Genomic DNA, 24,292 nt, shown 5'->3' on the forward strand with positions numbered 1-24,292 from the left:
TGATTTTATTTCTTAACTCCCTGATAACACAATTTTTACAGCACAAACTTTTTTTACCATTTGTCAGGTTTTTCTGCACTGCATTGTACTTTTGATAGTTTGCCGGGCTTTTTCCGCACCGTTTTTATCAGGTTTTCAATCCCTGAGGCCCTTTTCTAAACAAATAAACCGTTTTTCAAAACTCAGTTTTATCGCTTTGTTATCGAAAAAACTCTTAAAAACAACTCCACTAGCCCCGATAGAAGCGGAAGTCCTTTTATTTTGGGGTTCAAAATAAAAGATTGGAGCGAATAGCGGGAAAAAGCTCCTTATTATTGGTTTCGAATTCAATCAGCCTCACAAACTTTTATTCTTATATAATAATAGTGAATTACACTGTGAATAAGAAGCACTGCGGTGCGTCTCTACCGAAAATTGGATTCGATCAGGATTTTATACATATATATATGTATAAAAATAAACCCGACAGATTTTAGAGAACTGTCGGGTTATTTATACTATATAAGGTATATTATTTTTTGAGTTCTTTTGCTTTTGTTTCCCAATGCTGCATTAGATTGTTATAATTTACCGGATTTGCAGGAGTTTGATTTAAAAGTCTGCCAGACTCAAATCCCCGAACCAAAATTGTTTCGATTAAATAATCTTCATTTATCGTATACGGTTTATATTCTTCCTTTAAACTTATATCAAATAAATTGGCAGTTGTGTTTGATACAAAGGCCTTAAAACCGCTTTTTAAATTCTTTATTAATTCGTAGGTTGTTTTTCCGGTTTGTCGGTGAACCAGTTTTACAAGAATCTGTCCTTGTTTACGGGATAATTTTTTTAGACGGTCTTCGAATTCATTATTAAGGTAATCTTCGACAATTTTAAAATATTTCTTTTTTTCGCGATTAGTTTTCAATCTTGCCATTCCATTATTCAGAGCTGTCAAACGTTCGGCTGCCAATCTTGCGTAAGGATATACTTTGTAGACTCTGTTTTGGAGAATCTGGAACTGCTTCATTTCTTCGGCACTCATCTTCTCTCCTTTTGAAATAATTATCTCAGGCAGCTGAATTGTATCATTCAGAATAGAATCCTGTTCTGTTAATATGTAACCCATTTCCTGATTTTCTTTTGGAGTAACCTGGGCCTGACCTGTAAATGCAATTAATAGTAAAAACAAAATACTTGTAAATCTCATAGAGTCTTAATTTAAATGTAAAATTATATATTTATACGCAACTCTAATACCAAATTTATAATTTAGCGAAAAAATTTTTTATGAGTACAAAATCTATCTTAAATGACACTTCTATCGCTTTTCTGGAAAGCTATCTAAATAATGCTTCGCCAACAGGTTATGAAAGCGAAGGACAAAAACTTTGGATGAATTATTTACAGCCTTATGTTGACACTTTTATTACAGACACATACGGGACAGCCGTTGGAGTGATTAATCCGGAGGCACCATTTAAAGTTGTAATTGAAGGTCACGCCGATGAAATTTCATGGTATGTAAATTATATTACTGATGACGGTTTGTTGTATGTAATTAGAAATGGTGGTTCAGATCATCAGATTGCACCTTCTAAGCGAGTTAATATTCATACTAAAAAAGGGATTGTAAAAGGTGTTTTTGGATGGCCGGCGATTCATACCCGCTTAAGAGATAAAGAGGAGATTCCAAAACTAAGCAATATATTTATTGATCTGGGCTGCGAAACCAAAGAACAGGTTGAAGCAATGGGAGTTCATGTAGGCTGTGTAATTACATATCCTGATGAATTTATGATTTTAAACGGCAATAAATTTGTTTGTCGCGCTATTGATAACAGAATGGGTGGTTTTATGATTGCCGAAGTTGCTCGTTTACTGCACGAAAATAAGCAATCACTGCCTTTTGGTCTATATATTGTAAACTCGGTTCAGGAAGAAATTGGTCTTCGTGGTGCAGAAATGATTGCCCATACCATTAAACCAAATGTCGCTATTGTAACTGATGTCTGCCACGATACCACTACTCCAATGATTGATAAAAAAGTAGAAGGTGATTTAAAAATGGGAAGAGGTCCTGTTATTGCCTATTCACCGGCAATTCAAAATAAACTTCGTGATTTAATTATTGATACTGCCCAAGAAAAGAAAATTCCGTTTCAGCGACATGCAACATCCAGAGCTACAGGAACAGATACTGATGCTTTTGCTTACAGTAACGGCGGCGTGGCATCGGCATTGATTTCGTTACCTTTGAGATATATGCATACTACCGTAGAAATGGTTCACAGGGAAGATGTTGAAAATGTGATTCAGCTTATTTATGAATCTTTGCTGAAAATTGAAAACAATCAGACGTTCTCTTATTTTAAATAACAAAGCATAAATTCGGTTGTTTTGACGGCCGAATTTATAAAAAAACAATCCATGAAAATTTTACTGCTCGAAGACGATTTTACTTTATCCAAAGAAATTTCCGCATTCTTTAAAAACAAAGAATTCGAGTGTATACCTTATTATGATGGTTCATTATTATTAAAAAAATACATTCCATACTATTACGATTTAATTATTCTTGACATTAATGTTCCTGGTAAAAATGGAATTGAGGTTTGCAAAGGTATTCGGGAAACCGACAAAAAAACGCCAATAATTATGCTGACGGCTTTTAGCGAAATTGAAGATAAACTTGCTTCTTTTGATAATGGTGCCGATGATTACCTGATTAAACCTTTTCATTTTGACGAATTATTTGCCCGAATTTTATCCTTATTAAGGAGAAAAGAAATTCCGCAGCAAACAGAAAAGAAAATTGTCATTGAAGATCTCGAAATTCTGGAAGAAGAAATGAAGGTTTTTCGCTCTGGCGGAGAAATCAAACTTACTCCAAAAGAGTTTAAACTGATTTTAATTTTGGCACATGCCAAAGGAAAAGTTTTATCTAAACAATTTATTGCCGAGAAACTTTGGGATTATCATATTGAAACTAATCAGAATACGATTGAAGTTTACATTAATTTCCTTCGAAAAAAAATTGATAAAGACCATGAAATAAAGCTTATTCGTACCAAAATTGGTTATGGATATTATTTAAGCAGTGAAGAATGACTTTAAAAAACAGAATATCACTTTTGGTAAGTTTACTTTTTACAATCCTTTTCGGATTGGCTTCTACTGTGATATTTGTTTTATATTCTAATTTTAGAAAAGAAGAATTTCGTGATCGATTAGAGATAAAAGCACTTTCGAACATTAAACTTTTAGTCAATGTTAAAGAAGTTGACGATCAGCTTCTGAAAATGATCGATCAAAATTCCATCAATAAATTGTATGATGAAAAGACTTTGGTTTTTGATTCTCATTTTAAACTCATCTACAGCAGTATAGATGATGCTAAAATTAATTGGTCTGTCGAAGATTTAAAATACCTTAAAAAGCATAAAACATTTTTTAAACAACAAGGCGATTATGAAGTTTATGGCGTTTTCTATGATACAAAAGACAAAGATTTTTATGCCTTAATTTCTGCAACTGATGATTACGGAAAAAGAAAACTGCTCTTTTTACGATATACTTTAATTGTATCCTATATTTTATTTACCTGTATCTGCTGGGTTTTAACTTCGTTTATGGTTAAAAAAGCAATGAATCCGCTGCGTTTGTTCCACCAAAAAATAAAAAACATAAACGAAAATAATCTTGATACCCGGATTGCTTCAAAAAGCAATAAGGATGAAATTGATCTGATTGCAAATGAATTTAATTTCATGATGGATCGAATCGAGATTTCCTATCAAAAACAAAAAGAGTTTACGGCTCACGCTTCACACGAACTTCGAACACCTTTATCAAGAATAACTTCTCAAATCGAGAATACGATTACAGACTCTTCTACTTCTGCTAAAGAAAAAACGTTCTTAACCACTATTCTATCAGATGTAAATCATTTAACGGAACTAATTAATTCGCTGCTAATATTATCCAAAATAGATAATAAAAATACAGAAGACAATGAGATTCAGAGAATGGATGAAGTTCTGTTTTCTGCTATTGAAAATTTAAAGAAGAGCTTTCCTGAATTTGTTATTTTATTTGAAATTGAAGAAAGTGACAATTTAGATACGGCATTAGAAGTAAAAGGTAACAAAAACCTTTTGGAAATCGCTTTAGTAAATGTTTTAAAAAATGCCTGCATTTATTCAGACAATAAACAAGCATTGGTAAAAATAAGCACGCTGAAAAATCAACTCGTAATTTCTGTTTTGAATACAGGAAAAACATTAAGCGAAGCTGAACAAAAGAATCTTTTTCAGCCTTTTATGCGAGGAAAAAATTCTAAAGGAAAATCTGGCTTTGGTTTAGGATTACGTATTGTACACCGAATTTTAACTCTTCATAAATCTTCCATAACTTACAGTATACCAAGTGATAAGGAAAATTTATTCCAAATATTCTTTCATTAATATTTTATTTTAAGCTAATTTTAAGGTAGATTTTAAGCACTCTTAAAGTCTGTTGATAGCATATTTGTACAAAATAAAATAGATACAATGAGAAAACTATTTGCATTCTTACTACTTGTACTGCTTAATCAGGTAGTTTTGGCTCAAAAAACAGTTACCCTTCAAGATTGTGAGAGCCAGTTTCTTAAAAACAATCTTTTTTTGCTCGCCTCTCATTATAATATTGATGCCGCAAAAGCAATGACCATTCAGGCTCGAATATGGGATAATCCGATGCTTACCTCAGAATTAAATGCTTACAACTCCGACAGGAATAAATTCCTTGATATTGGAAAAGAAGGACAAAAATCATTTGGCATCGAACAATTAATTTATTTGGGCGGCAAAAAACGTAATGAGGTAAAACTGGCTCAGACCAATGAGCAGCTAGCCGAACTTCAATTTAATGATTTACTGAGGACACTAAAATTACAATTGCGTCAGAGTTTTTATACGGTTTACTACAACACAAAAAGTTTAGAAATAACAGACAAACAGCTGGTTCATATTGAAGACTTAATTAACTCGTATACGATCCAGGTTCAAAAAGGAAATATTCCGTTAAGAGATGCCGTACGTCTGCAATCTTTATATCTGAATTTTAAAAATGAACGCATGGAAGTCGTGAACAGCAGTATTGAAGAACAAGCCAATTTAAAATTATTGCTGAATTCAACGGAAACTATTATTCCTGATGTTTCTAAAGATGATTTCAATAAATACTTAAAAATTATTCCTTTTGATTTAAAATCTTTTGAAGATGATGCCATCGCCAATCGTCCGGATTATTTGGCAAAACAAAAAGAAATTGAAGCAAATGAACTGAATCTAAAATGGCAGAAATCACTTTCTGTTCCAGATCTTACTTTGGGTGCAAACTACGATCAGCGAGGTGGTGCTTTTAATAAGGAATCGAATTTAACAATTGGAATTCCGCTTCCTCTCTGGAACAAAAATAAGGGAAACATTAAAAATGCCCAAGCTGTTTTAGCGCAATCCAAAATAGAAAAGCAAAATTTTGGTCTCCAGCTCGAAACAGAAATTACAGCTGCATGGAATAAATGGGAAGAATCCCGAAAAAACTATGCGGTTATTAAACCAACCGTAAATTCTGATTTTGAAGCTGTTTATAATGGAATCTTAACCAATTTTCAAAAGAGAAATATTAGTTTATTAGAATTTACAGATTTTATGGAAAGCTATAATCAGGCTAATATTCAGGTTAATGAATTGAAGAAAAAATTAGCCCTGTCAGGCGAAGAATTAAACAGCACCATCAACAAGGATTTATTTTAAAACTAAATAAAAATGAAACATACACTAATTATAGGAATTGCTGTTGTGAGTTTATCGCTTACAAGCTGCAAAAAAGAAGTAGAAAATCCTCAAACAAATACTTCTTTCGCCTTAAGCGATAGTATGCTAAAAACTACGACTACAGCTGCTGCCGAAAAACAAACTGTAAAAAACGAATTGAGTTTTTACGGAAAAATCACAGCTGATAATAATAAACTAATTGATGTATATCCTCTTGTTGGCGGAAATGTTATCAAAGTAAATGTCGAACTGGGAGATTATGTACATAAAGGACAGGTTTTAGCTACTATTAAAAGTACCGATGTTGCAGATTTTGAAAAACAATCCATTGATGCTAAAAGTGATTTGTTAGTGGCAAAAAACAATCTAAAAGTTGCTCAGGAATTATTTGACGGAAAATTAAATTCTGAAAGTGATGTTCTGCAGGCAAAATCGGAGGTTAATAAAGCACAATCGCAATTGAGCAAAATTCAGGAAACGTATAAAATCTATAATATTAAAGCGGGTTCTATTTACGAAGTAACGGCTCCTATAAGCGGTTTTATCATTCAAAAGAGTATTAATCAGGATATGCTTCTGCGTTCTGATCGTTCTGAAAACATTTTTGACATTGCTGAAATAAGTGAAGTCTGGGCAATGGCGAATATTAACGAAATTGATATTAATAAAATTAAACTTGGAATAGATGCCAGCGTAACCACACTAAGTTATCCTGATAAGGTTTTTAAAGGAAAAGTAGATAAAATCTTTAACGTGATTGATCCCGAAACCAAAGCGATGCAGGCGCGTATTAAACTTCAAAATCCCGGATTTTTATTAAAACCGGATATGAATGCCAATATAAAATTATCGTATGATGAAAACGAATCGATGATTGCCATACCAAGCAATGCCATTGTTTTTGATAAAAGTAAAAATTTCGTCATGATATTTAAAGATCGTCATAACATCGAAACCAGACAGGTTGAAGTTTACAGGGTTGTTGGCGAAACGACTTATATTTCAGGCGGTTTAAAGGAAAATGAAAAAGTCATTACCAATAATCAACTATTTATTTATCGCGCTTTAAACGATTAAGACATGAACAAATTCATACGAAATATAATTGCTTTTTCGCTTAAGAATAAAGCATTTACCTTTTTTTGGGTGGGAATATTGGCTGTTGCCGGTTTCATTTCCTTCAAAAATATGCCCATTGATGCTTTTCCGGACGTAACCAATACGCAAATCATTATCATTACACAATGGAACGGTAAAAGTGCTGAAGAAGTAGAACGTTTTGTGACCACTCCTATTGAGATCTCTATGAACTCGGTACAGAAAAAAACAAGCGTGCGCAGTATTACCATGTTTGGTTTATCTGTAATCAAAATTATTTTTGATGATGGTGTAGACGATACTTTTGCTCGTTTTCAGGTAAACAATTTACTTAAAAACGTTACACTTCCTGATGATGTCGAGCCAGATGTTCAGCCGCCTTACGGGCCAACAGGAGAAATTTTCAGATATATTGTAAAAAGTAACAGCCGCGACAGTCGTGAATTGTTAACTTACCAAAACTGGGTTATTGACAAACAATTGCGCGCCGTTCCCGGAGTTGCGGATTTGAACGTTTTTGGAGGGCAAACTAAAACTTATGAAGTTGGGGTTGATCCTGTAAAACTGGCCAAATACAATATTACGCCGCTGCAGGTCTATAATGCTATTGATGCAGGAAACTTAAATGTGGGCGGTGATATTATTGAAAAAAATGGCCAGGCATTCGTTGTTCGTGGAGTTGGGCTTTTAAAATCGATTCAGGATATTGAAAATATTATTGTAGATGATGCCGGCGGAAATCCAATTTTGGTAAAAAATGTCGCTTCTGTATATGAGAGTTCGATGCCAAGAGTGGGTCAAACCGGAATTGGAAAGAATGATGATGCCGTTGAAGGTATTGTGGTAATGCGTAAAGGCGAAAATGCTCAGGAAACTTTAGCATTGATTAAGGATAAAATAAAGGATTTAAATGAAAATGTACTTCCAAAAGACATTAAAATTGAAACCTTTTACGATCGGGATAATCTGATGAATTTTACTACCGAAACGGTAATGCATAATTTATTTGAAGGTATAATTCTGGTTACGTGTGTAGTATTTCTTTTCATGGCCGACTGGAGAACGACTTTTACGGTTTCAATCGTAATTCCGCTTTCTTTATTATTTGCATTTTTATGTTTGAAAATGATGGGAATGAGCGCCAACTTGTTAAGCTTAGGTGCAGTCGATTTTGGAATTATCATTGATGGTGCAGTTGTAATGGTGGAAGGATTATTTGTAGTACTTGATCACAGGGCGCATCAATTAGGAATGGCGGCTTATAATAAAATTGCGAAAGGGAGCATAATTAAAAAAACAGGAACAGAAATGGGTAAAGCTATTTTCTTCTCCAAATTAATTATAATTACAGCCTTACTGCCTATATTTTCATTTCAAAAAGTAGAAGGAAAAATGTTCTCGCCTTTGGCTTACACATTAGGTTTTGCTTTAATGGGAGCGTTAATATTTACTCTGACCCTGGTTCCCGTTTTATCACATATTCTGCTGAATAAAAACGTAAAAGAAAAAAATAATCCGTTTGTAAATTTCTGGGACAGAAATGTTGAAAAAGGTTTTGCGTGGACATTTAAGCATAAAGTAAAAACATTAGTTATTTCCGTAATTGTAATTGCGGCGACTTTTTTCTCAGCTTCATTTTTAGGAACTGAGTTTTTACCACAGTTAAATGAAGGTGCTTTGTGGGTTACGGCAGAATTACCAATGAGTACTTCGCTGCCGGAAAGTGTAAAAACTGCTGCAATGATCAGAAAAGATCTGGAAACTTTTCCCGAAGTAAAAAATGTGCTTTCGCAGACAGGACGAAGCAATGACGGAACAGATCCTAATGGTTTTGGATTTATTCAGCTTCAGGTTGACTTAAAACCTAAAGAGGAATGGAAACGAAAGATCAGCATGGATGAGCTAATTAATGAAATGGATGACAAATTAAAAGTCCATCAGGGAATTACCTATAATTATTCTCAGCCGGTAATTGATAATGTTGCCGAATCTGTAGCAGGATTTAAAGCTTCAAATGCCGTTAAAATTTATGGCGATGATTTAGATAAATTAGATGAATTATCGAATGAGGTTTTAGCAAAAATTAAAAATATTCCCGGTATTAAAGATGTCGGCATTCTTAGAAATGTTGGCCAGCCGGAAATAAGCGTAATTCTTGATCGGGAAAAAATGGCCGCTTACGGTGTAACTCTAAGTGATGCACAAGCCGTTTTAGAATTAGCATTTGGAGGAAAAACAGCTACTCAAAAATATGAAGATGAAAAGAAATTTGATGTCCGTGTACGTTTTTCAAAAGAATATCGTAAAGATGAAGAAGATTTAGCAGAACTGAAAGTGCCAACAATAAGCGGGGCAAAAATTCCGCTAAAAGAAATCTGTGATATTAAAACCATAACTGGTCCGGCATTTATATACAGAGATAATACAAAGCGTTTTATTGGAGTAAAATTCTCTGTCCGTGACCGTGATTTGGGAAGTACTATTGCAGAAGCACAATCAAAAGTTGCAGAAGTAAAAATGCCTCCGGGATATACAACAGGCTGGACCGGGGAATTTGAAAATCAGGTTCGTGCCAGCGCGCGTCTTGCTCAGGTTGTTCCTATCAGTTTAATTGGAATATTTGTGCTGTTATTTATTTTATTCGGAAATTTTAAAGATTCTCTGCTTGTTTTGGCAAACGTTCCTTTTGCAGTTATTGGCGGCATTATCGCTTTACATATAACAGGAATGAATTTCGGGATTTCTGCTGGAGTTGGTTTTATTGCACTACTCGGAATTTGTATTCAGAATGGAGTAATTCTGATTTCAGAGTTTCATCATAATCTCAAGGCAAAATTCTCACTCGAACAGTCTATTTTAATGGGAGTAAAAGCCAGAACACGTGCTGTAATCATGACTGCTTTGATGGCATCAATAGGTTTAATGCCGGCAGCAATTTCAACAGGAATTGGATCTGAGTCACAAAAACCTCTTGCGATTGTAATTATTGGAGGTTTAGTAACTGCAACCATTTTAACGCTATTGGTTTTTCCGATTCTATTTTGGATTTTCAATCGAAAAAATCATGTGCCGATAGAATAATTGGTTTTACAATAAAATTGATTTGGTTAGATTAATTTGGTTTAAAAAGAAAAAGCATCATTATTTAATGGTGCTTTTTTTGATTTTGAATAATACTAAATAAAAAACAGCCTTCCCGCTCAAAGAAGACTGTTTGTATACTAACTCAAACTTTTTAAAACTATTATTTTAAATCTTTCAAAAGAGCAATAGCTTCTGTTGCATTTGATAATTGTGCAAATTTTAAAGCTGTATATCCTTTTTCGTTTTTATCTGCCGGACGAGCACCTGCTGCCAATAAAACTTTAATAATTTCTGTTTTGTTGTAACGAGCAGCTGTCATTAATGGCGACATATCATCTGCTTTTTCGTTTACATTAACACCGTATTCAATAAATTTCTTAACTGTTTCGATATCTCCTTTACTTACTGCTACTACTAGAGGTGTTCCGTCATCATATACAGCTGATACTGCAACCTGATTTTTAACAACTGATGCGTTGTTTGCCATTGATACATTAGTAAATGCTACTAAAGCTAATCCTAAACAAATAATTGAATTTTTCATAATGATTGGGTTTGTTAAATTGATTGATAAATATTTGATTGATAATGATTTGAATTTAAATTCCTGACAAATGTAATCTAATTTCGGTACATTGTATTACAAAGTACCTTGTTTTAACTAATTCTTAACATTTACTTAATGAATTCTAAATATTGCCTTTCGAAAAATTAAAATTCTATACAAAAGACGCTGCAAATGTAGAAATGTTACACGAATTCAAATATTTTTTCAATTTAGACTGTAGATTTTTTACGAAAAATTAAAACCAATACCCTACCATTTTAACGATACAATATTATTATCTATAAAAAAGGCAGAAATTTTTCATTAAAACAAAATTTTTTGGCAAGATTCTGTAGATTTATCATTAAAATAAAAAACTTTTATGTTCGCAATAAAAAGAAAGAATAATCTTAAAATATAACGAAATAGTTTTTGCTTTTTAACATATCTAAAACATGATTTTATAATTTTTTCTTATAAATATCATTAAAATCATTTTCAAATAATGTAAACGGATCTTCAAAAAACTTAAGAAAATCAGGAACGCTAATTTGTCCCGGAAACGGTGCGTAGTAATGTGTTGGGCTTTTGGGATCATTACGCCATACTAATACGTAACAAAGTTCAATTCTTTCGCGTCGTAATGATTTTAATAAAATTTTTGTCCACCAATCAGGATTGGGAATAGATTCTAAACCGGTTTCTGTAAATGCGGCCAGTTTTTTCTTTTTAATAGCTGTATCCGAAATAATTTTGAGTTTCTTTATTCCTGCTTCTAAGTCATATTTTCCTTCACGTCCAAAATCTCCGTAATCATCCATTCCAAATAAATCGACACAATTATCTCCGGGATAACGTTCCAGATATTCTGATTCAGAATTGAATCGATTATCTGGCGAATAGGCATAAATAAAATTATGAACACCTAAAGTATCCCGTAAATAAGACACCGTAAACTGCCAGACATCAATAAAATCTTCTCTTGAAGTGTATTTTTTCCCCCACCAGAACCAGTCTCCGTCAAATTCATGAAATGGCCTGAAGATCATTGGAACTAATTTTCCATCTTTTGCTTTGACAGAATGAGCAAAATCGGCAATGGTTTTTAAAATTTCTTTATACTGTTCATGATGAGAACCGCCTTTTTTTATTAAAGCGACTGCCGGAGCAGAAATGGAGTCTTTCCAATAAAATCCACCGCCGGAAGCAGGATTATTAAAATGCCACGAAACAGTTGTGATGCCGCCGCGTTCATAAGTATCGATTACGTTTTTTCTGAGTGTTTCTTTTGTTTTTTGAATTTCTTCTTTGGGGTACCCAGAAAAACCACTAAAATCTATCCCTACAACTGCAGGATGTGAACCGGTTACCAGTTTTACATCAGATTTATTTTTTTCATTGGCCCATCCGTGTCCATATTCTAAAGCATGCTGATGTCCAAACAATATGTGTTTTTTGGAAATAGCTTTTAAATTATGGTATAAGATTTTCGTTTCCTTTGTTGCTTTTTTATCAATTTGTGCAAAAAGAAACTGCCCTGTCATCAGCAATAGAGATAACAAGGCAGTTTTTTTATTTGTAAAAATGTTCATGGTTTAAATAGTTAGTTTAAACCCGAAAATTACTATTTAGAAGCAAGGTATTGTAATACGTTTTTTTCAATACGTTGGTCAATATTGTCAATATCTGCTTTTACGAATTTTTCTCCTAAAATATTTTCATACAATTCAATATATCTTTCAGAAACTGATTCGATATAAGCATCTGTCATATCCGGAATCTGTTGTCCTTCTTGTCCCTGAAAGCCATTTTCGATCAGCCAGCGGCGAACAAATTCTTTAGAAAGCTGTTTTTGCTCCTCGCCTCTTTCTTGTCTTTCTGCATAACCGTCAGCGTAAAAATAACGGGAAGAATCCGGTGTATGAATTTCATCGATTAAAACTATAACACCATCTTTTGTTTTACCAAATTCGTATTTTGTATCTACTAAAATCAATCCGCGGGAAGCAGCGATTTCAGTACCTCTTTGAAATAAAGCGCGAGTATATTTTTCTAAAACCAAATAATCTTCTTCAGAAACAATTCCTTTAGATAAAATAGCTTCACGAGAAATATCTTCGTCATGAGAACCGTTATCTGCTTTTGTAGTTGGTGTAATAATAGGCTCCGGAAATTTATCATTTTCTTTTAAACCTTCTGCCATGGCTACGCCGCAAATTTCTTTTCTTCCTGCAGCATATTCTCGTGCAGCATGTCCTGAAAGATAACCACGAATAACCATTTCTACTTTAAAAGGCTCGCATAAATGTCCAACAGCAACGTTAGGATCTGGAGTTGCAATCAGCCAATTCGGAACAATATCTTCCGTTAATTCCATAAATTTTGTTGCAATCTGATTCAAAATCTGACCTTTATACGGAATTCCTTTTGGTAAAACCACATCAAATGCCGAAAGCCTGTCGGTTGCCACCATTACTAAAAGTTCGTCGTTAATATTGTAAACTTCTCTAACTTTTCCGCGGTAAACTGATTTCTGATTCGGGAAATTAAAATTTGTGGTTGTGATTGTATTACTCATTATTTTGTTGTGTTGTTTTTATGAATGCAAATTTAAAATTATTTCACAGAGTTTCATCATCAAAAGAAAGAGATAAATGAGAAATAAGATAAATTGTATTTCGTTTGCTAATAATTGCACGAATTTCCACAAATTTTTTGTTGACTCATGTAAACCTGATCTAACTAATAAATTTGTGGAAATTCATGAAATTCTCGGCAAAAAAAAATCTAAACTAATTCTTTGTCTAATATTTTTGAAGCAATATATCTTGCTACGCCATCTTCGGCATTTGTTTTAATAACTTCTAAATCGGGTAAAGTTTCTTTTAAAATTGCAGGAGCATTTCCCATAATTAAACCTTTTCCAGATGCAGATAACATTTGAACATCATTGAATCCATCTCCAAATGAAACTGCTTCTGATAATGTAAATCCTTCTTTTTCAAGAACTCTTTCAATTGCAACAGCTTTATCTATCGATTTATCCATAAATTCCAGACATGTTGGCAAACTGAAAGCGTGGTGTAAATGCTCTGAAGAATTAGCCAGAATATCATCTTTCAGTTTTACTAATTTTTCATGATTTTCGCATGAAAAGAAAATTTTAATAGCTCCAAAATCTTCCAGAGTTTTATAATCCACTAATTCCGGACGGTATTTTAATTCGGCCTGAAAAGCATTCAGTTTTTCGTTAATTCTGTTTGTCTGCCAAACATTTTCTTTAAATAAAACTACAGTAATTTCCGGATCAATCTCAACGTTTAAAGCCGCTTTTACAACGTCACTGTCCAGATTAAAAGAGAATAATTCTTCTTTTTGAGGAGAATGAATCCTGGCTCCGTTTGAACTCACTAAATAAACCGGAACTTCGAGCGTCTCAATAATTGCCATGGCATCAAGATGATGACGGCCTGTTGCTACAACTATAAGGTAATTTTGATTGTGAAGTTCCTGAAAAATTGATTTGGTATAATCTGAAATTCTGTGTGCAGTGTTGAGTAAAGTTCCATCAAGGTCACTTACTACAACTTTTATATTTTTAAGTTTTGTCATATTAATAATCAAATATTTATGATATGCAAATTTAAGGTTTTAAACTCGGAAGACCAAGGTTGTACATACCAAATCAAGTTTATTAAAGATATTTTTAAAGATTAGTGCATTTGAGAATATTATTTTAAAATACATTAAATAAAAACTAGCTATTATTATCAAATAAAAATCTTTTTAAATTTTAAAAAGTGTAACTTTATAAAATAAAAGAATTTTTCTATTCTTTTTCCACTAGATACTTCCAAAAACATTTTTCATCCTCTTTTTCAGCTGTTTAAAGCGACATCGAATATTTTCAAAACTTACTTCTTCTAAAATCTTCTGCAAGTAATTCTGTAATATTTAAACTAATAACTAAAAAAAGAAAACATGAAAAAAGTAATCATTTTAATCGCTGTAATTTTTGTCTTGATTCAGTTCTTCCGTCCAGAGAAAAACATTTCTGAAAAGGAAAATTTTAATTCCATCGAAAAACAACACGCAGTTCCCAAAAATGTTAGTCTGATCTTGAAAACAAGTTGTTATGATTGTCATTCCAATAATACTCATTATCCTTGGTATAACAATATTCAACCTTTAGCCTGGTGGTTAAATAAACATGTTGTTGAAGGAAAAAGAGAGCTGAATTTTGACGAGTTTAATAGATATTCTTCAGAAAAGAAAAAGAAAAAACTTACTGAAATAATCGATGAAATTGAAAAAAAAGATATGCCTCTTTATTCCTATACGATAATACACTCAAATGCCAAAATCTCGCTGGAACAACAAAAAGAAGTAAATAATTGGGCAAAAAAACTAAAAGACAGTTTGGATTTTAAGTAAAAAAAAAACTTTCTTTATAAAAATATTCGTTTTGTATCTGAAAAGATACAAAACGAATATAATAATGTCAAAACACATTTTACGATTTACATTTGACATTTCACAAAAATTAAACTTAATCGTGATTTTCAATTTGCTTATAAGCATCGATTACCTTTTTAACCAATCTGTGGCGTACAATATCTTTATCATCAAGATAAATAATTCCAATGCCTTCAATGTCTTTCAAAACCAAAATAGCTTCTTTAAGACCAGAAATAGTGCGTCGTGGTAAATCGACCTGACCAGGATCTCCCGTAATCATAAATTTGGCATTTTTTCCCATACGGGTCAAAAACATCTTCATTTGTGAATGCGTTGTATTCTGCGCTTCATCCAGGATTACAAAGGCGTTATCAAGAGTTCGTCCGCGCATAAATGCCAAAGGAGCGATCTGAATGATTCCTTTTAAAATATAATCTTCGAGTTTTTCGTTGGGTAACATATCTCGTAAAGCATCATAAAGCGGCTGCATGTAAGGATCCAGTTTTTCTTTCATATCTCCGGGCAAAAAACCAAGGTTCTCCCCTGCTTCAACTGCCGGACGTGTTAAAATAATCCTTTTTACTTCTTTGTCTTTAAGTGCTTTAACCGCCATTGCAACACCGGTATAAGTTTTTCCGGTTCCGGCTGGTCCAATTGCAAATACCATATCATTTTTTCTGATGGTATCTACCAGCAGCTGCTGGTTTGGTGTCATGGCTTTAATAATCTTACCGCCAACTCCGTGAACTAATATTTTATCATGATCGTAAGATTTTCTTTCTTCCTGACCATCACTCATAATTACACGTTCAATTACATTATCGTCAATGTTGTTGTATCTGGTAAAATGAAGCATAAGCCTCTGAAATCTCTTTTCGAATTCATCTAAAACTTCTTTTTCGCCAAAGGCTTTTAAAGTTGTCCCTCGCGCTACGATTTTAAGCTTCGGGTAATACTTTTTAATTATTTCAAGATGAGAATCCTGCGCGCCCCAAAAGTCTTTTGGAGCGATGTCTATTAGCTCGATAATTCTTTCGTTCAAATGAGATAAATTTAAATTAAAACTAAATTTGTTTTGTAAATCTATTGTTGTCGGGTATCTTTTTGAGTTTACAGTTTACAGTCGCAGTATACAGCAGCAGCTTATTTTAAGTCAAAAATTTATTCATTTATAAAAGTCTGAAAACAGAAACTGATAACTGAGACTATTAGAACAGTCACTTTATTTAAAAAACGCAAATTGTCTTTTCTTTCTTTCAATTTGCATTTACTATTACTAGATTTGCATTTCTCAAATTTAATAAAAATTCGAGTTAAATACTATCAATAGTTATAAACAAAATGATGTCAATAATTACCCTTACTACAGACTACGGCTTAAAAGACCACTTTGTTGGTTCGCTGAAGGGTAAAATCATTTCTGAACTTCCGGATGTAAAAATTATTGATATTTCGCATGATATTGATCCATTTAACACTGCCGAAGCAAGTTACATCATTGGAGCATCGTATTTGAGCTTTCCAAAAGGTACTGTTCACTTAATTGGAGTCGATATTGAACGCAATAAAGAAAACCAGCACATTGCCATGCAGTGGAACGATCATTTCTTTATTTGTGCCGATAACGGAATTTTAAGTATGCTTACGCAGAAGATTGTTCCGCAGAAAATTGTCGAAATCAATATTCACGATCGTTTTCCTGTAGAATTTACCGATTTGGATATTTTTATTCAGGTAGCCTGTCATATTGCAAAAGGCGGTTTGCTGAATGTTATTGGCAGAGAAATTCCTGCGATTAAAGAAGTAACAGAATTAAAGGCGGTCGTTGCTGCCGATGGAAATTCGTTAAAAGGCTACGTAATTTATATTGATCATTTTGGAAACGTTGTAACTAATATTTCTAAAAAACAATTCTTGGAAGTTTCGCGCGGACGCCCGTACGAAATCGTGATGCAGCCAAAAAGCATCAAAACGATTCTTCCTAATTATTCGGCTATTGCGACTTCAGATAAATATCCGATTAAAACCTATGAAGGCGAAAAACTGGCCATTTTTAATGATGCCGGATTTCTTGAAATCGCTATTTTCAGGAGTAATCCTTCAAAAGTGGGTTCTGCAAATAGTTTATTGGGATTGAATTATCGCGATGTGATTACGATTAAGTTTTTGTAGAAAAATAGCTCGCAGATTTTACAGATTAAACAGATTTACAATGATATTTATTTGTTTTTTAATTATATCCCAGAAAATTATTATCCAATTGTAAACATAGCTCGTGGTTTCAACCACGGGAACATAATGAATATAACAATGCGTATAACCATCCTTTTCCCACGGTTAAAACCGTGGGCTATATTTGAATTCCTTTACGACATCAAAATGAGAAAAAACATATATCTAGAATAATTAATTTTTTCTCAAAAAGAATAATCCTTTTTGGTATTTTTGCGCGCATATTGAGGTTTTTTAAATCTAAAATCAACAATCTAAAATACAAAATAAGAATATGTTTGTCCGAATTGTAAAAATGAGTTTTCATGAAGAAAAGATTCCTGATTTTCTTGAGAATTTTGAATCTGTAAAAGAGAAAATACGAAATGCAGAAGGAAACCGTTTTTTAGAATTGTATCAGGATAAAAATGACAAATGCATCTTTTTCACTTACAGTTATTGGGAAACCGAAGCGGATTTGGAAAATTACAGAAATTCTGAACTTTTTGATTCTGTCTGGACTTTCACAAAAAAGCTATTCAATGCAAAACCAGAAGCCTGGAGCGTGAATAAGCTGGTTTCTTTAGTTTAAAGTTTCAGGTTTCAAGTTATTGCTGAGACTGGAAATTGAAATTAATAAATCACTAATGACAGAAAAAATTAAATTATAAAAAAATTAAAAAAGTACAATGTTCCGCAAAGTAAAGTAACTTGAAACGTGAAACTTGAAACAATAAAAACAAAAAACTAAATGAAATCAATCATTTTAAGAGAAATAAAATCTTTTTTTGGTTCGCCAATCGGTTATTTGGTCATTGCGATATTCCTGATCAGCAACGGACTTTTTTTATGGGTTTTTAAAGGAGATTACAATATATTAGATACTGGTTATGCAGATTTAACTCCGTTTTTCACATTGGCACCCTGGATTTTGATTTTCCTGATTCCGGCTGTAACCATGAGAAGTTTCTCTGACGAAAGAAAACAAGGAACTCTTGAATTACTTTTAACCAAACCATTATCAGTCTGGCAGATTGTAAACGGGAAATTCTTTGGATCATTCTTACTGATCATTTTGGCAATTATTCCCACTTTTATTTATGTATGGGTAATTTCGGGCTTAGGATCACCGGAAGGTAATATTGATATGGGAAGCACAATTGGTTCTTATTTCGGATTATTGTTTTTAATTGCTTCTTATTCTGCCATTGGCATCTTCACTTCTACTCTGTCAGAAAATCAAATCGTTGCGTTTATTATTGCAGTATTTTTATGCTTCTTTTTTTATTTTGGTTTTGAAGGACTGGCTTCTTTAATTCCCGGAGAATCTAATATAATTTCAGCATTTGGAATGCAGGACCATTTTAAAAGTATGAGCCGAGGCGTAATTGATACCCGCGATGTAATTTACTTTTTAAGTATCAGCGTTTTGTTTTTATCTTTTACCGTTTATCAATTAAAATCTTTTAAAGCGTAATGAAAGCATCTAATAAATTAAATTTTAAAGCATTAGGCATTACAATTTTTATTTTAATTGTTTTAAATGTACTCGGAAGCTTATTTTTTCATCGTTTTGATTTAACGAAAGATAAACGCTATACTTTATCTGAAACCTCTTTACAAATCGTAAAACAGGTTAAAAATCCGTTATCGATCAAAATTTATATGCAGGGCGATCTTCCTGCAGATTTTAGACGTTTACAGCAGGAAACCAAACAATTACTGGAAGAATTTCAGGCGTATAACAGCAATATCGTTTTTGAATTCGTAAACCCGATGGAAAACGAAGATGAAAGCATGGAAATGGTAAAATCCCTTTATCAAAAAGGACTTACGCCGATAAACATAACAGTTGACGACAAAGGAAAACAATCTCAGGCAATGGTTTTTCCCTGGGCAGTTGCGGTTTATAACAATAAAGAGGTTAATATCCCTTTGTTGAAAAACATTATGGGGGCTTCGACTACGCAAAAAGTAATTGGTTCTATTCAGCATTTAGAATATTCGATTGCCGATGCTATTAATAAAGTTACAAAAGACAGACAAAAGAAAGTCGCTATCATTAAAGGAAATGGCGAATTGTCTGAAATTCATATTGGTAAGCTTTTAAGACAAATAAAAGAAAGCTATTACATAGGACCTTTTACTTTGGATTCTGTTGCCAAAGATCCAAATGGTACTCTGGATGCGCTAAAAAAATATGATTTAGCCATAATCTCAAAACCAACTGAAAAATTTTCAGATGAAGAAAAACAAGTTTTAGATCAGTTTATCATGAACGGAGGTAAAACTTTATGGCTTATTGATCAGGTAGCGGCAGATATGGACAGCTTATACAATCAGGCGGGTGCGACATTAGCTTATCCAAGAGATTTAAATTTAAACGATATGTTCTTCAAATACGGATTCAGAATTAATCCTGATTTAGTTAAAGATGAACAAGGAAGTCCAATAAAACTGGCAACCGGAGAACAAGGAAGTGCAACTCAATATCAGGATTTTATCTGGAAATTTGCGCCGCAGGTTTATCCTTCGAGCCAGCATCCGATTGTAAAAAATTTGGGCGGAATCAAATTTGATTTTGCAAGTCCGATTGATACTTTGAAAAACGGAATCAAAAACACGGTTTTACTGCAATCTTCTCAATATTCTAAACAAATTGGAACACCTTCTGAAGTTAATCTGAATATCGTAACCGAAAAAACTTCACCGCAGGATTATGTCAATAAAGGAAATTTAAATCTTTCTGTTTTACTGGAAGGAAGTTTTCATTCGGCATTTGAGAACCGCGTTCTGCCTTTTAAAGAAAGTTCTTTTGCAGCAAAAGGAAAACCAACCAAAATGATTGTTGTGGCTGATGGAGATATTGCAAGAAATCAATTAGATAAAAACATGATGCCTGTTGAACTGGGTTACGATCAAAGAACCGGAAACCTTTACGACAATAAAGATTTTATGATGAATTGTGTCAATTATCTTCTGGATGACACAGGACTTATTAACATTAGAAGCAAAGATGTTGAACTGCCTTTATTAGATAAAGAAAAAGTTTACGAAAATTATACCACAACGCAATTCATAACTATCGGGCTTCCAATTCTTATTTTATTGGTTTTTGGCTTAGTATTTACCTTTATCAGAAAAAGGAAATACAGCAGATAGATGTTAATAAAAAAATTGCGAAACTAAGAATGTTTACGATATATTTGTAATCCGTATGCTCAGCGCCTAAATGCTGAGGAATGCTTCAAAAAATAAAACAAAAGAGATGAAATTTATAGTATCGAGTTCGTACTTATTAAAACAATTACAAGTTTTAGGTAGTGTAATTAACAGTAACAATACGTTGCCAATTTTAGACAACTTTTTATTTGAACTAAACAATAATGAGTTAACTGTTTCGGCTTCAGATCTTGAAACGACAATGTCTGCTACATTATCAATCGATTCTAAAAGTAAAGGAAGTGTTGCTGTACCTGCAAAACTTTTACTGGAAATTCTTAAAACATTTCCGGAACAGCCTTTAACTTTTACAGTTGAGGACAACAATACTGTTGAAATAAGCTCTAATTCAGGAAAATATGCATTGGCTTATGCTGCCGGAGAAGAATTTCCAAAATCTGTAAATCTTGAAGATCCTTCTGTAACTCTTGTTCCTGCAGATGTTTTGGCAACTGCTGTAAGTAAAACTATTTTTGCTGCCGGAAACGATGATTTACGTCCGGTAATGTCTGGAGTTTTCTTCCAGTTCTCTCCGGAAGGTTTAACTTTTGTTGCTACAGATGCTCATAAACTGGTAAAATATGCACGTGCAGATGTAAAAGCATCTCAGGTTGCTGATTTTATTATGCCAAAGAAACCTTTAAATATTTTGAAAAGTATTTTAGGAAGTTCTGATGCTGAAGTAAAAATTGAATACAACGATTCAAATGCGACTTTCTCATTTGACAATTATATCTTAATGTGTCGTTTAATTGATGGAAAATACCCTAATTACGAAGCGGTAATTCCAAAAGAAAATCCAAACAAATTACTAATAGACCGTTCTTTATTTTTAAGTTCTGTTCGTCGTGTTGCGATTTTCTCAAACAAAACTACACACCAAATTCGTTTGAAAATTGCAGGGGCTGAATTAAATGTTTCTGCAGAAGATATTGATTACTCCAACAAAGCAGAAGAAAGATTGACTTGTGATTATCAGGGTGATGATTTACAAATTGGTTTTAACTCTCGTTTCCTGATCGAAATGCTTACAAACCTTCAGTCAGATGTAATCATGTTAGAAATGTCATTACCAAACAGAGCAGGGATTTTAACGCCTGCTGATGGTTTAGAAGAAGGTGAAACAGTAACAATGTTGGTAATGCCCGTAATGTTAAATAGTTAACATCAAAACTTCTTTTTGTTACAGGGATTTTTTTTAATTTCAAATTAAAGACATATCATTGTAAAAAAAAAAATATCGCTATTAACCAACCATTTTTTATACCTAGAAACCGCAATTCTTTTTTAAGAGTTGCGGTTTTTTAGTTTATAAAATTTGTTTCTGGTTTTCTTTGTTTCAAGTTTCAAACTTCAAACCTGAAACAAATTTCCGTAACTTTACAAAATGAAAATAGAAATTTGGTCGGACATCATGTGTCCGTTTTGTTATATCGGAAAAAGGCAATTGGAAGCGGCCTTAGAACAGTTTCCAAATAACGATTTTGAAATTGAGTGGAAAAGTTTTCAACTTGATCCAACCATTACACCACAATCAGGAAAAGACGTTTATACGTTCTTAGCCGAAAGAAAAGGCATGTCTCTTGAACAATCAAAAGAAATGCATAAGGGCGTTACAGAACGTGCTAAGAGTGTTGGTTTAGATTATAATTTTGACAAAACTGTTATTTCAAATTCTTTAGAAGCGCATAGAATTATTCAGCTGGCCAAGACTAAAAAATTAGGAGACCAAATGGAAGAAATCTTCTTCAAGGCTTATTTCACCGAAGGAAGAGATTTGAATGATGGACCAACGTTAATAGAATTAGCAGAGAAAGCCGGATTAAACAAAAACGATGTTATAGAAGTACTTGAAAGTGATCATTTATATCTGAAAGAAGTTCAAAATGATATTACCGAAGCACAGCAAATTGGTGTGCAGGGAGTTCCGTTTTTTGTTTTTGACCGAAAATATGCTGTTTCAGGAGCACAGCCTGTAGAAGCTTTTGTACAAACAATTCAGGAAGTTCAAAAATAATTTTAGCTTAAATAAATAAAAAAACGGATGAGCAATTTACTCATCCATTTTTTTAGTGCATTCAACAGCATTCTTCCTTTGAAGCTGAATAATAAAATCGATTATTTTGGCAGTTTAGAGAAGGAACAGAGCTTACTTATTATTCCTTCTCTTCAGAACCTATTTTTTCGTTATTAACTCAAAAAATAACTAAAAATATTTTCCTAACCACTGCCTTATAACTTATTTGAATTCATGTAGTTTGTTCTCCGTTTATCAGCAAAGAAATTTAAAAATAAGCCGGGCATGCTCAGTACCCGACTTATTTTAACTAACCAACCAATTTAAAAATTATTTGTCCCACCAGATTCTGGTTGTCATTAAATCTAAACCCTGACGCTGAATTGCCTCTTTATAATTAGCCGCATTTGTTAAAAGTTCCGACTGATCATAAATTAATCTTCGCGGAATAGTTCCCTGAGTTTCACCAGATGGATCATTTACCGGAACTAAAACCGGATAACCTGTTCTTCTGTATTCTGAAAAAGCCTCAAAACCGTTAAATAACAATACAATCCATTTTTGAGTAATGATCTGCTCAATTTTTTGTGCCTCAGTACCCGCAGATTTAAAAGGATAAGTTGTAATATAAGTGTTGTATTCTGCTGTTGTAACCGCCGGAACTTTATCTCCAAAAATCGTTAAAATATTCATCGCCGCTTTTACACCATTTTCATAATACATTTGCGCAGATCCGCCAACATTCCACCCTCTTACAGAAGCTTCTGCCAATAAAAACTGTACTTCTGCATATGACATAATTAATGTAGGAGCATCCAAACGTAAAACCGTTGAAGTATTTGGATCTGAGAAAAGTTTTTTATCTCCTCCCGGAAATTCTTTAGCATCATTAGCCAGACCTTGCTGATTTGCCGGATTATTATCTCCTGTCGCTTCTAATTTTGCATAAATCCTTAAACGGGGATCATTTGTATTTTTTAGCAGATCGATAAACGTTTTACTGAATTTTATATTCGATTCTCCTCCGTTCAAATCATTTCTAACCCATGAAGAAGTAATTGGATTTGTTTTTACACCCACAGGTCCTGCATCATGTTTTAATACAAGACTATCATCATTGGAGGCAAAAACACCTTTTGAATATGCTTTTTCTACAAACTCTTTTGCCTTAGCAGGATTTACTTTAGACAAACGCATTGCTACTCTCAACATTACCGAATTGGCCAATTTTTTCCATTTTGCCACATCACTTTGGTAATATAAATCGGCATTTCCTGCAAATGGTTTAGAAGCATCCAAAGCCGTTCCTGCTTCATCAAGTTCCTTTAAAAGATCATTGTAAATAGCTTCCTGAGTATCATATTTGGGAGAAAAAATATTTCCGTTATACCCTTTTACGGCTTCAAAATATGGTACTTCACCATACGTGTCTGTCAATTTCTGAAACATTAAAACTTTCATGATTCTGAGTGCCTGAATCATGTTTGAATTTTCAGGGGTATTATCCAGAACAGACAATAATTGATAAATTTGATTTAATCCTTTTCCGTATGATTCTCCAAAAAGAGCGGCAGAATATTCAGATGAATAAGTATATTTTGAACCAGAACCTCCTAAAGAAGAAAAATGCTGTACAATCTGGGCTGCATAAATGTTATTCCCTCTTGTATTGGAGAAATCCTGCCCGTCAACATAGATTTCAGCCAGCGTAAACATAGATTTTACAGCCGGATCTGTCAAAGCATTTGGATTCGTATTCATTTCTTCGAATCCTTTGTCGCACGAAGCCAGTGTCATTGCACTAACAATTGCGACACACAGTATTTTTATATATTTATTTTCCATTTTTTAAGA

At 33.2% G+C, this 24,292-nt stretch carries 20 protein-coding genes; 13 read left to right on the forward strand and 7 right to left on the reverse strand.

Annotated features, from left to right (window positions below):
• Positions 1-511 precede the first annotated feature (511 nt).
• On the reverse strand, positions 512-1,189 hold the full coding sequence (locus ASE21_RS13480) for a DUF4294 domain-containing protein (protein ID WP_057123208.1): 678 nt from the start codon (positions 1,187-1,189) through the stop codon (positions 512-514).
• A gap of 80 nt (positions 1,190-1,269) precedes the next feature.
• Here ASE21_RS13480 and ASE21_RS13485 point away from each other — a divergent pair, with 80 nt between their 5' ends.
• The 6 genes from ASE21_RS13485 (at position 1,270) to ASE21_RS13510 (ending at position 9,980) form a co-directional block, all read left to right on the forward strand.
• Positions 1,270-2,358: a M42 family metallopeptidase gene (locus tag ASE21_RS13485; protein WP_057123209.1), complete on the forward strand. Its 1,089-nt coding sequence runs from the start codon at positions 1,270-1,272 to the stop codon at positions 2,356-2,358.
• A 51-nt stretch (positions 2,359-2,409) separates the two neighbouring features.
• Positions 2,410-3,090 (forward strand): response regulator transcription factor, encoded by a 681-nt coding sequence (locus ASE21_RS13490; protein WP_057123210.1) that lies wholly within the window; start codon positions 2,410-2,412, stop codon positions 3,088-3,090.
• Positions 3,087-4,445, forward strand: a complete 1,359-nt coding sequence (locus ASE21_RS13495; RefSeq protein ID WP_057123211.1) for a sensor histidine kinase — start codon at positions 3,087-3,089, stop codon at positions 4,443-4,445. The genes ASE21_RS13490 and ASE21_RS13495 overlap by 4 nt, the downstream gene beginning before the upstream one ends.
• Before the next feature lie 87 nt (positions 4,446-4,532).
• The gene (locus tag ASE21_RS13500; RefSeq protein WP_057123212.1) at positions 4,533-5,780 is read left to right on the forward strand and encodes a TolC family protein; all 1,248 of its coding nucleotides are present in this window, start codon (positions 4,533-4,535) and stop codon (positions 5,778-5,780) included.
• A gap of 12 nt (positions 5,781-5,792) precedes the next feature.
• Positions 5,793-6,878 (forward strand): efflux RND transporter periplasmic adaptor subunit, encoded by a 1,086-nt coding sequence (locus ASE21_RS13505; RefSeq protein ID WP_057123213.1) that lies wholly within the window; start codon positions 5,793-5,795, stop codon positions 6,876-6,878.
• Between the two features lie 3 nt (positions 6,879-6,881).
• A complete protein-coding gene (locus tag ASE21_RS13510) occupies positions 6,882-9,980 on the forward strand; it encodes an efflux RND transporter permease subunit (RefSeq protein ID WP_057123214.1) in 3,099 nt (1,032 codons plus the stop codon).
• Positions 9,981-10,143: 163 nt separating this feature from the next.
• Here the strand turns inward: ASE21_RS13510 and ASE21_RS13515 are convergent, their stop codons facing one another.
• The 4 genes from ASE21_RS13515 to ASE21_RS13530 all read right to left on the reverse strand — a co-directional run bounded on the left by ASE21_RS13515 (position 10,144) and on the right by ASE21_RS13530 (position 14,142).
• Positions 10,144-10,527, reverse strand: coding sequence for an ankyrin repeat domain-containing protein (locus ASE21_RS13515; RefSeq protein ID WP_057123215.1), 384 nt, complete (start codon positions 10,525-10,527; stop codon positions 10,144-10,146).
• Between the two features lie 464 nt (positions 10,528-10,991).
• A complete protein-coding gene (locus tag ASE21_RS13520; protein WP_057123216.1) occupies positions 10,992-12,122 on the reverse strand; it encodes a glycoside hydrolase family 26 protein in 1,131 nt (376 codons plus the stop codon).
• A gap of 32 nt (positions 12,123-12,154) precedes the next feature.
• Positions 12,155-13,108, reverse strand: a complete 954-nt coding sequence (locus tag ASE21_RS13525; RefSeq protein WP_057123217.1) for a phosphoribosylaminoimidazolesuccinocarboxamide synthase — start codon at positions 13,106-13,108, stop codon at positions 12,155-12,157.
• A 209-nt stretch (positions 13,109-13,317) separates the two neighbouring features.
• A complete protein-coding gene (locus ASE21_RS13530; protein WP_057123218.1) occupies positions 13,318-14,142 on the reverse strand; it encodes a Cof-type HAD-IIB family hydrolase in 825 nt (274 codons plus the stop codon).
• 369 nt (positions 14,143-14,511) lie between these two features.
• Between ASE21_RS13530 and ASE21_RS13535 the strand changes: the two genes are divergently transcribed.
• Complete coding sequence (locus ASE21_RS13535) at positions 14,512-14,964, forward strand: heme-binding domain-containing protein (protein ID WP_057123219.1); 453 nt, start codon at positions 14,512-14,514, stop codon at positions 14,962-14,964.
• A gap of 115 nt (positions 14,965-15,079) precedes the next feature.
• Here the strand turns inward: ASE21_RS13535 and ASE21_RS13540 are convergent, their stop codons facing one another.
• On the reverse strand, positions 15,080-16,030 hold the full coding sequence (locus ASE21_RS13540) for a PhoH family protein (RefSeq protein WP_057123220.1): 951 nt from the start codon (positions 16,028-16,030) through the stop codon (positions 15,080-15,082).
• A 302-nt stretch (positions 16,031-16,332) separates the two neighbouring features.
• Here ASE21_RS13540 and ASE21_RS13545 point away from each other — a divergent pair, with 302 nt between their 5' ends.
• From ASE21_RS13545 to ASE21_RS13570, 6 genes are all read left to right on the forward strand, one after another.
• Positions 16,333-17,160, forward strand: coding sequence for an S-adenosyl-l-methionine hydroxide adenosyltransferase family protein (locus ASE21_RS13545; RefSeq protein ID WP_057123221.1), 828 nt, complete (start codon positions 16,333-16,335; stop codon positions 17,158-17,160).
• Positions 17,161-17,494: 334 nt separating this feature from the next.
• On the forward strand, positions 17,495-17,791 hold the full coding sequence (locus ASE21_RS13550) for a putative quinol monooxygenase (RefSeq protein ID WP_057123222.1): 297 nt from the start codon (positions 17,495-17,497) through the stop codon (positions 17,789-17,791).
• Positions 17,792-17,950: 159 nt separating this feature from the next.
• On the forward strand, positions 17,951-18,676 hold the full coding sequence (gldF, locus tag ASE21_RS13555; protein ID WP_057123223.1) for a gliding motility-associated ABC transporter permease subunit GldF: 726 nt from the start codon (positions 17,951-17,953) through the stop codon (positions 18,674-18,676).
• Positions 18,676-20,361 carry a gliding motility-associated ABC transporter substrate-binding protein GldG gene (gldG, locus tag ASE21_RS13560; RefSeq protein ID WP_057123224.1) on the forward strand — a complete coding sequence of 562 codons (1,686 nt, stop codon included), beginning with the start codon at positions 18,676-18,678 and terminating at the stop codon, positions 20,359-20,361. Before gldF ends, gldG begins: the two co-directional genes overlap by 1 nt.
• A 106-nt stretch (positions 20,362-20,467) precedes the next feature.
• Positions 20,468-21,586 carry a DNA polymerase III subunit beta gene (gene dnaN, locus ASE21_RS13565; protein ID WP_057123588.1) on the forward strand — a complete coding sequence of 373 codons (1,119 nt, stop codon included), beginning with the start codon at positions 20,468-20,470 and terminating at the stop codon, positions 21,584-21,586.
• A 222-nt stretch (positions 21,587-21,808) separates the two neighbouring features.
• Positions 21,809-22,438 carry a DsbA family protein gene (locus ASE21_RS13570; RefSeq protein WP_057123225.1) on the forward strand — a complete coding sequence of 210 codons (630 nt, stop codon included), beginning with the start codon at positions 21,809-21,811 and terminating at the stop codon, positions 22,436-22,438.
• Positions 22,439-22,768: 330 nt separating this feature from the next.
• Here the strand turns inward: ASE21_RS13570 and ASE21_RS13575 are convergent, their stop codons facing one another.
• A complete protein-coding gene (locus ASE21_RS13575) occupies positions 22,769-24,283 on the reverse strand; it encodes a SusD/RagB family nutrient-binding outer membrane lipoprotein (RefSeq protein WP_057123226.1) in 1,515 nt (504 codons plus the stop codon).
• Positions 24,284-24,292: the final 9 nt, after the last annotated feature.

Source organism: Flavobacterium sp. Root901, assembly GCF_001429765.1.
GTDB lineage: Bacteria > Bacteroidota > Bacteroidia > Flavobacteriales > Flavobacteriaceae > Flavobacterium.